At 73.1% G+C, this 13,597-nt stretch carries 11 protein-coding genes; 9 read left to right on the top strand and 2 right to left on the bottom strand.

The features are described 5' to 3' along the window. Positions 1–143: 143 nt before the first annotated feature. The gene (locus tag ACFXMF_RS42375) at positions 144–1,517 is read right to left on the bottom strand and encodes an NAD(P)/FAD-dependent oxidoreductase (protein WP_379991563.1); all 1,374 of its coding nucleotides are present in this window, start codon (positions 1,515–1,517) and stop codon (positions 144–146) included. Positions 1,518–2,013: 496 nt separating this feature from the next. Between ACFXMF_RS42375 and ACFXMF_RS42370 the strand changes: the two genes are divergently transcribed. The 6 genes from ACFXMF_RS42370 (at position 2,014) to ACFXMF_RS42345 (ending at position 8,335) form a co-directional block, all read left to right on the top strand. Next, complete coding sequence (locus ACFXMF_RS42370) at positions 2,014–2,625, top strand: TetR/AcrR family transcriptional regulator (RefSeq protein ID WP_360322925.1); 612 nt, start codon at positions 2,014–2,016, stop codon at positions 2,623–2,625. Between the two features lie 100 nt (positions 2,626–2,725). Continuing rightward, complete coding sequence (locus ACFXMF_RS42365; RefSeq protein ID WP_360322923.1) at positions 2,726–3,517, top strand: cyclase family protein; 792 nt, start codon at positions 2,726–2,728, stop codon at positions 3,515–3,517. A gap of 28 nt (positions 3,518–3,545) precedes the next feature. Further along, the gene (locus ACFXMF_RS42360) at positions 3,546–4,481 is read left to right on the top strand and encodes a fumarylacetoacetate hydrolase family protein (RefSeq protein ID WP_379991562.1); all 936 of its coding nucleotides are present in this window, start codon (positions 3,546–3,548) and stop codon (positions 4,479–4,481) included. Continuing rightward, positions 4,478–5,746, top strand: coding sequence for a thiolase family protein (locus ACFXMF_RS42355; protein WP_379991561.1), 1,269 nt, complete (start codon positions 4,478–4,480; stop codon positions 5,744–5,746). The genes ACFXMF_RS42360 and ACFXMF_RS42355 overlap by 4 nt, the downstream gene beginning before the upstream one ends. Further along, positions 5,743–7,266 (top strand): AMP-binding protein, encoded by a 1,524-nt coding sequence (locus ACFXMF_RS42350; protein ID WP_379991560.1) that lies wholly within the window; start codon positions 5,743–5,745, stop codon positions 7,264–7,266. Before ACFXMF_RS42355 ends, ACFXMF_RS42350 begins: the two co-directional genes overlap by 4 nt. 319 nt (positions 7,267–7,585) lie before the next feature. Continuing rightward, on the top strand, positions 7,586–8,335 hold the full coding sequence (locus ACFXMF_RS42345) for an IclR family transcriptional regulator (RefSeq protein WP_360322915.1): 750 nt from the start codon (positions 7,586–7,588) through the stop codon (positions 8,333–8,335). Here ACFXMF_RS42345 and ACFXMF_RS42340 read toward each other — a convergent pair. Continuing rightward, positions 8,307–9,071 (bottom strand): IclR family transcriptional regulator, encoded by a 765-nt coding sequence (locus ACFXMF_RS42340; protein WP_379991559.1) that lies wholly within the window; start codon positions 9,069–9,071, stop codon positions 8,307–8,309. The two genes, ACFXMF_RS42345 and ACFXMF_RS42340, sit on opposite strands and share 29 nt — an antisense overlap. A gap of 95 nt (positions 9,072–9,166) precedes the next feature. Between ACFXMF_RS42340 and ACFXMF_RS42335 the strand changes: the two genes are divergently transcribed. From ACFXMF_RS42335 to ACFXMF_RS42325, 3 genes are read left to right on the top strand one after another with little or no spacing between them, the layout of a single operon-like run. After that, positions 9,167–10,705 (top strand): APC family permease, encoded by a 1,539-nt coding sequence (locus ACFXMF_RS42335; RefSeq protein WP_360322911.1) that lies wholly within the window; start codon positions 9,167–9,169, stop codon positions 10,703–10,705. A gap of 10 nt (positions 10,706–10,715) precedes the next feature. Then, positions 10,716–12,182, top strand: a complete 1,467-nt coding sequence (locus ACFXMF_RS42330) for a GMC family oxidoreductase (protein ID WP_360322909.1) — start codon at positions 10,716–10,718, stop codon at positions 12,180–12,182. After that, positions 12,179–13,525: an aldehyde dehydrogenase family protein gene (locus ACFXMF_RS42325; protein WP_379991558.1), complete on the top strand. Its 1,347-nt coding sequence runs from the start codon at positions 12,179–12,181 to the stop codon at positions 13,523–13,525. The genes ACFXMF_RS42330 and ACFXMF_RS42325 overlap by 4 nt, the downstream gene beginning before the upstream one ends. Positions 13,526–13,597 lie beyond the last annotated feature (72 nt).

The raw sequence follows: 13,597 nt of genomic DNA, 5'->3' as shown, positions 1-13,597 counted from the left end.
TGTGGCCCGCGCACACCGCCCCACCCCGCCACCGGTGTGGGCGCACGCGACTGCCGGCCGGGGGCCCCGGGGCGCCCGCCAGGCCCCCCCCGCCCACGACGCAGTGTCGCGGGCGGGGCGGCCTTCGCCTCGGGGTTGCCGGGTTACGGTACTTCCTTGCTGCTCGCGATGCTCGTGCCGGCCGTGTGGGGTGGGCGGGTCTCGGGGCGGGATCGGAGCCGGGCCGCCAAGGAGCCGGGTGCGGTTGAGGGTTTGGCCAGGGCCCGCAGGTCGGTCGTGGGGGAGGCCAGCGCGGCGGCGTCCACGGGCAGGCGACGTTCGATGAGCGCGCGTGCGGCGCGCAGTTCGCGCGGACGGTCCAGGCCGGCAGCGGCGATCAGCACGCCCGCGCGGGTCCAGAAGCCGAGGAAGCCGCCGTCTGCCGCCCCGCCCGCCTCGGCCGGGTCCACCGGGTCCACCACGTTCGTGACCTCGACGCGCAGGACGAACTCGTCGCCGGGGGCCGGGCGTCCGTACATCTGCAGGGTCCGGCCGTACTGTTCGGAGTAGAAGTAGGGCAGCGCGGTGTGGCTCTCCGGGACACCGGCGAGCACGGCGCCGGCGACCGCGCCCTGCTGCACGGCGTTGTCCCAGTGCTCGATCCGGCCCCGGGCGGGCAGGTGCGGATGCGGCTGGTTGGTGGCGTCGCCGGCGGCGAGGATCCACGGCACGCTGGTGAGGCAGTGCCGGTCGACGACGATGCCGTCCTCGCAGAGCACGCCGGCGGCCTCGGCGAGCGCGGTGTCGGGCCGCACCCCGACCCCGACCACCACGGTCGCGGCCGGCAACATCCGTCCGTCGGTCAGCCGGACCCCGGTGACGTGGGTCGTGCCGGTGAACGCGGTCACCGACACCGAGGTCAGCAGCCGCACCCCGGCACGCTCGTGCAGCGCGGTCACCCGCGATGCCAACACCGGGCCGAGCGGACCCGCCAACGGTCGGGCGCCCGTCTCGACCACGGTGACGTCCAGGCCCGCCTCGCGCGCGACCGCGGCGACCTCCAGGCCGATGAAGCCGCCGCCGACCACGACCACCGGCCCGCCGGCGCGCAGCCGGGCGGCGAGGGCTCGGGCGTCGCGCACGTCCCGCAGGGTCAGTACGCCGGGCAGTTCGGCGCCCGGCACCGACAGGGTGCGCGCGAGCACGCCGGTGGCCAGCAGCACCCGATCGGCGTACAGCGTCTGCCCGTCGTCCAGTTCGACGGCCCGACGGTCGGGGTCCAGGGCCAGGACGCGGGTGCCCGTCAGCAGGGTGATGCGGTGCTCGGCATACGCCTGCCGGGGCAGGATCGCATGCAGGAAGGCGTGCTCGCCGCCGGCCAACGCCTTCGACAACGGCGGTCGCTCATAGGGGAGTTCGTCGCCCGCCTCGACGACGGTGACGCGCCCGGCGAAGCCGTGCCGGCGCAGGGCGAGCGCGGCGGAGATGCCGGCCGCGCTCCCTCCGACGATGACCAGGTGCTGCGTCTCGTCGCCCATGTGTACCTCCGGTCTCCCCGTCCCGCACGGGACGGAAGGCCGCAAGGCTATGAACGGATCCCGCCCCGCACAGCGGACCGTCCCGACGGCCGGAACACGTCCGTGCACTGCCCGGGCTTTCCCCACGCGGGGCGGGACGGCGCCGTCGGCCGGGCGGAGCCGAGGGTCGGCGGCACGCCCGGATCCGGAATGCGCCCCGGCCCGGTACGCCCGGGACGCCGCCCCCCACCCGGAGCAAGCACCGGCTTCGCCGGCCGCGCCCGGTGCGGCGCCCCAGTGCGAGCGAGGACCCGCGACGACCTCGCGGGAGCGGTTTCGCGTAGGCGCCGACAATGGCCCGGCCCGGCTCCGGGTGGGACGCGTGGGGAGCGCGCATCGACGGCGGCCCGTGACTTCGTAGGGTTGGACATGCGTCCGGTTCGCGGACGCCTGTCCGTTGCGTGGGCCCACGGGGCCGTCCGCGGGCGGAACGGATCGGCACGACGAGGAGTCGGGGATGGCAAGGCGTCAGCAGGAGATCTCGGAGGAGACGCGCAGGCGTCTGGTGGAGGCCGCGTTCGAGCTCGTCGCGGACGGCGGGGCCGCGGCCATGTCGATCCAGGCGGTGGCGAACGGGTCGGGGATCAGTCGGGGCTCGGTGGCCTGGCATTTCGGGTCGAAGGACGGCCTGTTGGTGGCCGTGGTGGAGGAGGCGTTCCGCCGCGGTACCGAGTTCCTCGAGGCCCGACTCGCCGAGGGGCCGCCCGGCGCGGCGGCGCTGACCGCGGCCAACTTCGCGTTGATGTCGCGGCCCGAGGCCCGGATCTACGCCACGTTGCTGCTGGACGCGGTGAGTCGGGAGTCCGCGGTGGGACGGGCGTATGCCGCGCAGTATGTCGCGCTGCGCCGGATGTACGCGGACTATCTGCGCGAGGTGACCCCCTCGGTCACGGACGGCCTGGACCCCGATGCGGTGGCGGTGGCGATGCTCGGTACGAGCCTGGGCATCAACCTCCAGCATCGGCTGGATCCCGCGGCGGTCGATCGGGCCGAGGCGGTCCGGGCGGTGGAGACGATCTACTCCCGGGCGCTGCCCACTGCCCCGGGCGGAGCCGCGCCTCGGGGCTGACCGAACCGGATCGCCCCGTCGATCACCTGCCGGCCGACACTTGCTGTGTTGAGCGTCCAAGTTTATGTTGGGTGTCCAACGAAAGGCAGGTGTCGTCGCCATGCAGTTGATCGATCTCACCAGAACGCTGGATCCGGCCGACCGCGACCGGCTACCGGAGGAACTGCGCGCGCTGGCGGGGGTGGTGGCGCCGGAGGTGACGTACGCGCACCCGGCCGGTGACGGCCGGCAGGAATTCGCCCGGGCCCTGGGGTGCCGGATCGAGGACCTGCCGGACGGCGAGGGATGGGGCTCGGAAACCCTCGCCGACTTCAGCTCCCACCTGGGCACGCACGTCGACGCGCCGCTGCACTACGGCTCGACGTGCGAGGGTCGCCCCGCGCGCACCATCACCGACATCGCCCTGGACGAACTGTGGTGCGAGGCGATCGTGCTCGACCTGCGCGACCGCTGCCGGCCGAACACCGCGATCCCGGTCGCGGCGCTGCGCGCGGCCGTCGAGGACACCGGCGCCGAGGTGCCCCCGGGCGGAGCGGTGCTGTTGCGCACCGGCCAGGAGGGCTTCGGGCCGGGCGACCCGGAGTTCTTCCGCTACCCGGGGATGAGCCGCGAGGGAACCCTGTTCCTAGCCGACCTGGGCGCCAAGGTCCTCGGGTCGGACGCCGCCGGCTGGGACCTGCCGTTCGGCGTGATGGCGCACGCCTTCCGCGAGAGCGGCGACAACGCGGTGCTGTGGGACGGGCACCGGGCCGGCCGCGAACGCGAGGTCTTCATCGTCCAGCAACTCACCAATCTGGCCGCCCTGCCCTCGGCCCGATTCAAGGTGGCGTTCTTCCCGCTGAAGCTGGCTCGGGCCAGTGCCGCCCCCGCCCGCGTCGTCGCGTTCGTGTGACCCCGACCCTTTCGCCAGGAGGCCCATCGTGAAACTCGCCACCGTCGCCTACGACGCGACCGACCACGCGGCCGTGGTGCTGGAGGACGGACAACGCCTCGTCCTCCTGGACCGCGCCGGCTACGTCCTGCCCGCAAACACCGCGCCGTTGCTGCGTTCGGTCCTGGACGTCATCGAGGGCGGCGACCGCGCCCGGGAGGCCATCGACCGCGTCCTCGCCGACCCGCCCGAGGCGGCCGTCGTCGACATGGCCCACGTTCGCTGGCGCTCGCCGCTGCCGAACCCGCCGCAGATCCGCGACTTCGGCGGCTTCATGGACCACTTCCGCAACGCCCGAGCCCGGATCGAGGGCGTGCCCGTACACAGCGTCGAACTGTCCCGGGTGCAACAGGAGCGCCCGCTGTACTACATCGCCAACCGCCTCGCGATCGCCGGCCACGAGAACGAGGTGCGCTGGCCCGCGTACTCGACGGTGCGCGACTACGAACTGGAGTTCGCCTGCGTCCTGGGTCGCGGCGGCACGGACATCCCCCGCGAGCGGGCCGCCGAACACATCTTCGGCTACACCATCTTCAACGACTTCACCGCGCGCGACACCCAACGCGAGGAGATGGCCACCGGACTGGGCCTGAGCAAATCCAAGGACTTCACCGACGCGAACGTGCTCGGTCCCTGGATCGTCACCGCCGACGAACTGACCGACCCCTACCGGCTGTCCATGGTGGCCCGGATCAACGGCACCGAGGTCAGCCGGGGCACCAGCGCCGACATGGATCACACCTTCGCCGACATGATCGCGTTCGCCTCCACCTCCACCCGGCTGTACCCGGGGGAGGTGTTGTGCTCGGGAACGGTGCCCACCGGCTGCGGGATCGAACACGGCCGATTCCTGGAACCCGGCGACACCGTCGAACTGGAGGTCTCCGACATCGGCGTCCTGCGCAACACGGTGGTGAACGCGTGACCGCGTCCGCAGGCACCGACGACGTGCTGATCACCGGCGTCGGCTGCACCCCGTTCGGTCGGCACGTCGACCGCACCGCCGCCGAACTCGCCGGATCGGCCGTCACCGACGCACTGGGCGACGCGGGTGTCGCCCGCCACGAGATCGGCGCCGTCTTCTACGCCAACGTCAGCCAGAAGGCACTCGAGGGACAACACATGATCCCCGGCCAGGTGGCCCTGCGCCCGCTGGGCCTGGACCGGGCCCCGGTGATCAACGTCGAGAACGCCTGCGCCGGCGGGGCCACCGCCCTGTGGCTGGCCATCGCGCACGTACGCGCCGGCATGTCCGACACGGCCCTGGCCGTCGGCGTCGACAAACTGGTGTGCGCCGACGCGGCACGCGGACTGGCCGTCTTCGACGGCGCCTTGGACGTGCACCGCCGCGAGGAGACGCTCGCCGGACTGCGCGCCCTGGCCCCGGAGGACACGCCGTCGGGCACCGAAGCGGCCCCCGGCGCCGGCGAGCGGTCGGTGTTCATGGACATCTACGCCTGCCTGGCCCGCGCCCACATGCGCCGCTTCGGCACCACCCGCGAACAGTTGGCCGCCGTCGCCGCCAAGAACCACGCGCACTCCGTGCACAACCCCCGCGCGCAGTTCCGCAAGTCCTTCACCGTCGACCAGGTCCTCGCCGCACGCGAGGTGGCCCGGCCGCTCACCGTGCCGATGTGCTCGCCCGTCAGCGACGGGGCAGCCGCCGTCGTGGTGACGCGCGCCGCCGCCGCGCGGGCCCGGACCAGCGGCAACGCGCGAGCCGTCCGCGTCCTGGCCAGTGCCCTCGTCTCCGGGAGCGAGCGCGCCGCCGACCTGGTCGAGCAGCACATCGGCCGCCGCGCCGCCCTCGCCGCATACGAACAGGCGGGCCTGGGACCCCGGGACGTCGACGTCGCCGAAGTCCACGACGCCACCGCGTTCGGCGAGATCCAACAAGTCGAGAACCTCGGCTTCTGCGCCATCGGCGCCGGCGGCCCCTGGTCGTCGTCCGGCGCCGGCGCGCTCGGCGGCCACCTGCCGATCAACCCGTCCGGCGGCCTGGAATCGCGCGGACACCCGGTATCGGCCACCGGCCTCGCGCAGATCTTCGAACTGGTCACCCAACTGCGCGGCGAGGCCGGCCCCCGCCAGGTCCCCCGCGCCCGGATCGCCGTCGCGGAGAACGGCGGCGGACTGTACGGCATCGAGGAAGCCGTCGCCGCCGTCACCATCCTGGGAGGCACCCGATGACCACCACACCCGACGGCTTCGACGCCGTGCACCACGACGCCGGCTATGCCCGACTGGTGTTGTCCGCGCTGCGTCGCCACCCCGACCGCGAGGCGTTCCGGTGGCACGAGGACGGTCGGCGGCACACGCTCACCTACCGTGCCGCCGCCGACCGCATCGAACGCGTCGCCGCCGTCCTGGGGCGGCACGGGCCGGCCCCCGACCGCGCGGTGGCCCTGCTCACCGGACCCCGACCCGAGGCGTTCACCGTCATGGTCGCCGCGTGCCTGGCGGGCGTCCGGTTCACCGCGCTGCACCCGCTCGGCAGCAGCGAGAACGACGCGTACGTGCTCCGCGACAGCGGCGCCGACCTGCTCGTCGTCGACGACACCCGATTCGCCGACCGCGCCGCCGCGGCGAGCGCCGGCACCAGGGTCCTGACCCTGTCCGAACTCGCCGACCTGGCCGAGCACATCGTCCCCACACCCCGAGACCCACGCGGACCCGCCCGCTACCTCTTCTACACCGGCGGCACCACCGGCGAACCCAAAGGCGTCGTCCTCGGCGACCGTTCCCTCACCGCCAACGCCTGGGCCGGTACCACGTGGGCCTGGCCCGAGCGCACCACCTTCCTCGTCACCACGCCCATGTCGCACGCCGCCGGCCTGCTGATCGCCCCCGGACTGCTGCGCGGCGCGACCTTCGTGATCCATCCCGGGTTCGACCCGGACCGCGTCCTGGACGCCATCGAGCACGAGGGCGTCAACACCACGTTCGTGGTGCCCACCATGCTCTACACGCTCCTCGACCACCCGCGTACCCGGACCGCCGACCTGTCCGCCCTGGCCTGGATCCTCTACGGCGCCGCGCCCACCAGCCCGACCCGATTGCTCCAGGCCCGGGACCGGTTCGGGCCGATCCTCAGCCAGCACTACGGCCAGGCCGAGGCGCCCAACGCGCTGACCGTGCTCGACCCCGACGAGCATCGCGACGACGACCTCGCCGTCCTGGCCTCGTGCGGACGCCCGATCCCGGGAACCGAGATCGTGCTGCTCGACCCCGAGGGCCACCCGGTCGCGGCCGGCGAACCGGGCGAGATCTGCGTACGCGGCCCGCTGGTCATGGACGGCTACTGGAACAAACCCGACCAGACGCGCGCGGCGCTTCGCGACGGGTGGCTGCACACCGGCGACATCGCCCGAGCCGACCCGTCGGGCCGGCTGACCATCGTCGATCGCCTCAAGGACGTGATCATCACCGGCGGATTCAACGTCTACCCGCGCGAGGTCGAGGACGTCCTCGCCGAGCACCCGGCCGTCGCCTACTGCGCCGTCTACGGAGAACCCGACCCGCACTGGGGCGAGGCGGTCGCCGCCGCCGTCGTGCTGCATCCCGGCCACGACGTCTCCGCCGGCGAACTCGCCGACCACGTACGCCGGGCCAAGGGCGGCGTCTGGACGCCCAAACACATCAGCCTGCGCGAGACACTGCCGCTCACCGCTCTCGGCAAGGTCGACAAGAAGGCACTGCGGGCGCAGTGAACCGCAGGGCGCGACACCCGCCCGACAGGACCACGTCCACGCGGCGCGTTCGAGACACGTACGCCTTTCCGGCCCGGGTCGTCCCGACCGCGCACACCCGAGCGGCCCGGCGACGGACGCGGTGGGACGGTCGAAGTGCGTGCCGCGGCCGGCATGTCGGTGCGGATCGCTTGGATCCGCCACCGGTCGCCGGTCCGGCCCTGCCGGTGTCCGGCCACACCGGCGGCCGGCGCGCCGCGTGGTCGGTGCCCGGTGGCTCTCGCCGAGGTCGATGTCGAGGGTTCGGATGGGGCTGCCCGGGTGTCGATATCATCGCCGGGTGAATACCGGAGCCGTCAGGAGTCTGGGCCGTGGGCTGGACGTGCTGCTTGCCGTGGCCGCCGGCGGGGGTCCGGCGACGTCGACGGAGATCGCCGAGCGGTTGGGACGCAACCGGGTCCAGGTGTCCCGCACGCTGCACAGCCTGGAGGCGGCGAGTGTGCTCACTCGGGATCCCGACACGCTTGCCTATGCGCTGAGTTGGCAGCTCTACAGCCAGGCGACCCGCGCGGTCGGGGCGCGGCTGCGCGCCGAGGGGCCGGCGATCCTGCGTGAGGCGGTGGCGGCGACCGGGGCGAGTGCGTTCCTGGCCGAGGTGCGCGGGGACGGCTCGGTGGCCTTCCTGGAGGAGGTGCCCTCGGGCCTGTCGTGGGTGGGCCGTTCGTATCCGCTGTACTGCGACGACGCGGGTCAGGCGCTGCTGTGGGACTGCAGCCGCGAGGAACTGGAGATCGTGTTCGCCGACACCGAGTTCATCGCCCACGGACCCGCGGCGCCGAGCGGAGTGGCCGAGTTCGAGGCACGGTTGATCGCGGCCCGCGAGCGTGGCTACGCGGTCGTGGACGGGGAGTCGGAGCCGGGCGTGTTCGCCGTCGCCGCCCCGGTGCGGGACTTCTCCGGCGAGGTCGTCTGCGCGCTGCACACCGAGGGACCCTCGGCCCGGCTGGCCCCGCTGGCGGAACGGCACGGCGCGGTGATCCGGGATCTGGCCGATCGGCTCTCTACGCTGCTCGGCCGGCCGCAGCCCTGACCTCCAGCGCGGCGGCCGCCGCGCGCACCGATGCCGCGATCTCGGCGGACCGGCCGGCCAGCCTGAAGCGCGGCACGGCGAGACTCAGCGCGGCCACGATCGTGTCGGACTCGTCCCGTACGGCGGCCGAGAAGTCCACCACGTCGTGCTCGAATTCGCGGTCCGCGATCACCACTCCCGCCGCCCGGGCGGTCGCGTTGTAGCCGGCCAGCGTGGCGATGTCGCGAGCCGCCCGCGGGCCGCCGCCGACGAATTCGACGCCACCGAGCAAAGCGGCGAGTTCCTGCTCGGAGTGATCGAGCAACAACGCCCGCCCCGGCCCGGTACACCAGATCGGCGTCAGGGCCCCGGGCGCCGCCGCAACGTACGACGACCAGTGGCTGAGCTGGCTCTCCACCGTGAGCACCATGCCCTGGGACGGCACCGAGAGCCAGGCCGGCTCGTGCCAGCGCGCCACCAGACCCCGCAGCGGCGGTCGGGCGGCGACCAGCAGGGGTCGGTCGGCCGCCGCCTCGGCCAGTGCGAAGAAGGCGGGGCCGATGCGCCAGCCGCGTCCTTGCTCGTCGCGCTCGACGAGGTCCAGCGCGGCCAGGTCCTTGAGCATGCGGGACGCCTGGGCCGCGTCGACGCCGATCAGTTCGGCGAGTCGGACATTGCCCGGGTAGCCGGCCGAGCCCTGTTCCGCGGCGAGGACCGCGTGCAGGAGGGCGAGGCCCTTGTCGAAGGTCGTGGTCACCGCACCACCCTAGCGCGATCAATTTACGCATGAGTCATTGACGATTGTGAACGCGACTCTCCATGATTGCGGCACCCCACCACGAAGGAGGCCGCATGACGACGGCCGACCCACCCCAATCCCGCCGCGTGCTGCGGCGCTTCCACGTGCTGGCCATGCTGTTGTGCGCGATCGTCGGCCTGGACACCCTGGGCTCGGTGGCCGCGAACGGCCCCGAGGGACTGACCTGGCTGGCCGTGCTCGGGCTGCTGTTCTTCGCGCCCTACGGACTCCTGATCGCCGAACTCGGGTCCGCCTTCCCGGACGAGGGCGGACCCTACGTCTGGACCAAACTGGCCTTCGGCCGCTTCACCGCCGGCCTCAACCAGGTCTTCTACTGGATCTCCAACCCGGTCTGGATCGGCGGCTCGCTGTGCGTGACGGCGATCGCCACGTTCGAGAGCTTCTTCCACCCGCTGCCGGGCGCCTGGCAGTACCTGGCCGGCGCGCTCTTCGTCGGGGCGGCCGGTCTCGCCGTGCACGCGTCCGTCGTGGTCGGCCGCTGGGTCCTGGTGGCCGGAGCGGTCGCCCGGATCGTGCTCCTGGGCTTCTTCGTCGTCTCACTGACCGTCTTCGCGCTGCGCAACGGCGTGCAGCCGCTGTCGCCCGGCGACTACACCCCCACCTATCTGGGTCTGGTCGCGCTCGCCCCGGTCATCGCCTTCAACTACATGGGTTTCGAGGTACCCAGCGCGGCCGCCGGCGAGATGGCCGACCCCAAACGGGACGTACCCGCGGCGCTGTTGCGCGGCGGCCTGCTCTCCCTCGTGCTGTACGGCGTCCCGATCCTGGGCACCCTGCTGGTGCTGCCCCGCGACCAACTCGGTTCGCTGACCGGATTCATCGACGCCTGCCGTGCGGTGTTCACCGTGTACGGCGGCCACGTCGCCGACGACGGCACCGTCGTACTCACCGGCGCCGGCGCCGCACTCGCCAAAGTGGCGGCGGCCGGCCTGATCGTCGGCCTGCTCACCAGTGGCACCGCGTGGGCCATGGGCCTGAGCCGGGCCCAGGCGGTGGCCTGCGCGGACGGCGCCGGACCGCAGTGGCTGGGCACGATCTCCGCCCGACGCGGCACTCCGACGCGGGTCAATCTGCTGTCCACCGCGATCGCCGCCGTGGTGATGCTGGCCGCGATCGGCCTCAGCGACGGCGACGCGCAGAAGTACTTCACCGCCGGCATCGGCCTGGCGATCTCGGCAACCGCGATCTCCTACCTGCTGACGTTCTCCTCCTTCCTGGTGCTGCGCCGCAAGTACCCCGACGTACACCGCCCCTACCGGGTCCCCGGCGGTCGCGCGGGTGCCCGGACGGCGACCGCCCTGACCGTCGGCACGATGTCGTTCACCGTGGTCGCCCTGATCTGGCCGGGACTGGGCGTCGGGTGGTTCGGCACCTCGGGCGACCCGGCCGACTACCTGCCCGCCGGCTTCGAGGGGCACCGAGCGGCCTACACCGCCACGCAACTCGTCCCGATCGTGCTCATTGTCGGCCTCGGTTGCCTCCTCCACGCCCTCGGCGCGCGCCATCGCCGCACCCTCGCCGCCGCCGCGCCCTCGTCCGCTTCCCCCGCCACGTCCACCCTCCCCGGCTGAGGAGCCACCGTTGAAGTTCCCCGACCACGCCGAAATCATCGTCCTGGGCGGCGGTACGGCGGGCTGCGTCGTCGCCGGCCGCCTCGCCCACAGGCATCGGGTGCTCGTCCTGGAGGCGGGCCCCGACTACGGGCCTGACCGCGCCGCCTGGCCCGCCGACCTGCTGGACGCCACCACCCTGCCGACCTCGCACGACTGGGGCTATCGCGGACCTCGGCACGCCTTCGAGCGCTGCCGGGCGATCGGGGGCTGCTCGACCCACAACGGCTGTACACAAAGCAGCGGATGGGCCGGCGACTACGACGCGTGGGCGGCGGCCGGCTCCCCCGGCTGGGACTCGGCCTCCCTGCGACCGTTCTTCGACCGGGCCGCCGCGGCCATGCGGTTGCGGACCTATCGGCAGGACGAGATCCAACCGTTCCAGCAACACTTCATCGCGGCGGGCGCGGCGCTCGGCCTGCCCGTGCGCGACGACTTCGACGACCTCGCCGGCGGGCTCGGCATCGGCTGCGCACCGGTCAACATCACCCCCGACGGCGTGCGCGTCAACACGGCCTTCGGCTACCTCGATCCCGTTCGCGAACAGGGCAACCTCACCGTGATCGGCGGCGTGCAGGCCGATCGCATCGTGCTGGACAACGGCCGGGCGGTGGCGGTGGACGTCATCCACGACGGCCGCCGGCACCGGATCCGCGCCGACCTCGTGGTGCTCGGCGCCGGTGCCTACGGCAGCCCCGAGGTACTGCTGCGTTCCGGCATCGGTCCGGCCGCCCACCTCGCCGAGGTCGGCGTCGAGGTGCGGCACGACCTCCCGGGAGTGGGCGAGAACCTGCACGATCATCCGTCGGTTCAGCTCGAGTTCGCCGGATCGGCGGAACTTGCCGCCGACCTGGCCCGGTTCGCCCGGGCCCGGATGTTGCCGGACGAACAGGCCCTGGCCAAGCTCCGCTCGCCCTACGCCGGCGACGCCCCCTACGACCTGCACGTCTACCCCTGGACCGAGCGCGACGCGACGACGGAGCACGGCTGGCGCTGCGTCGTGCCGGTCGCGCTGCTGCGGCCCCGGTCCCGGGGCTCGGTACGACTGCGCTCGGCCGACCCGTACGCCCTCGCCCGGGTCGACCACGCCTACCTGACCCGGCCGGAGGATGTCCAGGCCCTCGCCCACGGCCTGGACTGGACAAGGGAGTTGCACCTGTCCCCCTACCTGGGCCCGGCGCTGCTCACCCCCGAAGGCGACATCCACGACTGGATCAAGGCGAAGCACCAGCACTACTGGCATCCGGCGGGCAGTTGCCGGATGGGGCCGGCCGACGATCCGTCGGCCGTCGTCGACCACACCGGCAGGGTGCACGGGCTTGAGGGCCTCCATGTCGCCGACGCCTCCATCTTCCCCGACATCCCCCGTAGTACCCCCGCCCTGCCGACCACGGTGGTCGGCGAGCGGGTGGCCGCCTTCATCGAGGAGACCCTGTGATCCACCAGGACGTTGTCGACCCGCGCACCGGCGAGGTCTACCACCGCATGCCCACCGCGTCGTCCACGGAATCGACCGACGCGGTCCGCGCGGCCGCCATCGCGTTCGAGACCTGGCGGTCCGTCACCCCGGGGGAGCGGCAGGACGTGCTCTTGGCCCTGGCCGACGCGATCGTCGAGCAGGCGCCGGAACTGGCCGCCGCCGAGTGCCGCAACACGGGCAAGGACCACGCGGAGGTGCTGGAGGAGGAGATCCCCGCCGCCGTGGACGTGCTGCGCTTCATGGCCGGCGCGGCGCGCGGCGTCCCGGGGCCGACGGCCGGGGAGTACGTGCGCGGATACTCCTCGCAGGTGGCCCGCGAACCGGTGGGAGTCTGCGCGCTGATCACGCCGTGGAACCACCCGCTGGGATCGGCGGTCGACAAGCTCGCACCGGCACTGGCCGCGGGGAACACCGTCGTGCTCAAGCCCGCGGAAACCACCCCCATGAGCACCCTCCTGCTCGGCGAGATCTGCAACCAGGTGCTGCCGCCCGGCGTGGTCAACGTGGTCTGCGGGGACCGCGACACCGGCCGGGCCCTGGTCGTCGACCCGCTGACGGCCCTGGTCTCCCTCACCGGAAGCACCCGTGCGGGCGCCGAGGTCACCACCGCGGCCGGTCTCGCCGGCATCAAACGGCTCCACCTGGAACTGGGCGGCGACGCACCCGCGATCGTGCTCGCCGACGCCGACTTGGCCGAGGCGGCCGAGGGCATCGCGGAAGCCGCCTTCTACAACGCGGGCCAGGACTGCACCGCCGCATGCCGAGTACTGGTCGCCGCCGAGGTGCACGATCGACTGGTCGCGCTGCTGGCCGAACGCGCGGCCCGGACCGAGGTCGGCCCGCTGAACAGCCGGGCGCACCTGTCCCGGGTCGCCGCCTACCTGGAGGGTCTGCCCGAGCACGCCACCGTGGTCACCGGAGGCACCCCGACCCCCGGGCCCGGCTTCTTCTTCCCGCCGACCGTGGTGACCGGGGTGCGCCAGGACGACGCGATCGTGCAGCACGAAGTCTTCGGCCCGGTTCTCACCGTCCAGCCGTTCACCGACGAGGACGACGCGATCCGGCTGGCCAACGACGTGCCCTTCGGCCTGGCGGCATCCGTGTGGAGCCGTGACGCGGCGACGGGCGCCCGACTGGCCCGGCGCATCGACGCGGGCACGGTGTGGATCAACTGCCACGGCGTGTACGCGACCGAAATGCCGCACGGCGGCTTCAAGCACTCCGGATACGGCAAGGACCTGTCGATCCACGCGCTGGACTCCTACTCCCGGATCAAGCACGTGATGAGCAGGACCACGTAACGCCCGGAACCCGAGCCGCCCGAGCCACTCCCGGGCCCCGGCGCCCGGCGGGCCGCCTCCGGCACGGCGGGG

Origin of the sequence: Embleya sp. NPDC059213 (assembly GCF_042754445.1) — a bacterium.
Classification (GTDB): domain Bacteria; phylum Actinomycetota; class Actinomycetes; order Streptomycetales; family Streptomycetaceae; genus Embleya.
The sequence above is the reverse complement of the archived record's forward strand: the minus strand, read 5'-3'. Positions and strand labels throughout refer to the sequence as shown.

Excerpts from the sequence above, each read along its gene's own strand:
- ACFXMF_RS42365 (WP_360322923.1), top strand. The coding sequence starts at position 2,726 with ATGCAGTTGATCGATCTCACCAGAACGCTGGATCCGGCCGACCGCGAC.
- ACFXMF_RS42370 (WP_360322925.1), top strand. The coding sequence starts at position 2,014 with ATGGCAAGGCGTCAGCAGGAGATCTCGGAGGAGACGCGCAGGCGTCTG.
- ACFXMF_RS42350 (WP_379991560.1), top strand. The coding sequence starts at position 5,743 with ATGACCACCACACCCGACGGCTTCGACGCCGTGCACCACGACGCCGGC.
- ACFXMF_RS42335 (WP_360322911.1), top strand. The coding sequence starts at position 9,167 with ATGACGACGGCCGACCCACCCCAATCCCGCCGCGTGCTGCGGCGCTTC.
- ACFXMF_RS42375 (WP_379991563.1), bottom strand. The coding sequence starts at position 1,517 with ATGGGCGACGAGACGCAGCACCTGGTCATCGTCGGAGGGAGCGCGGCC.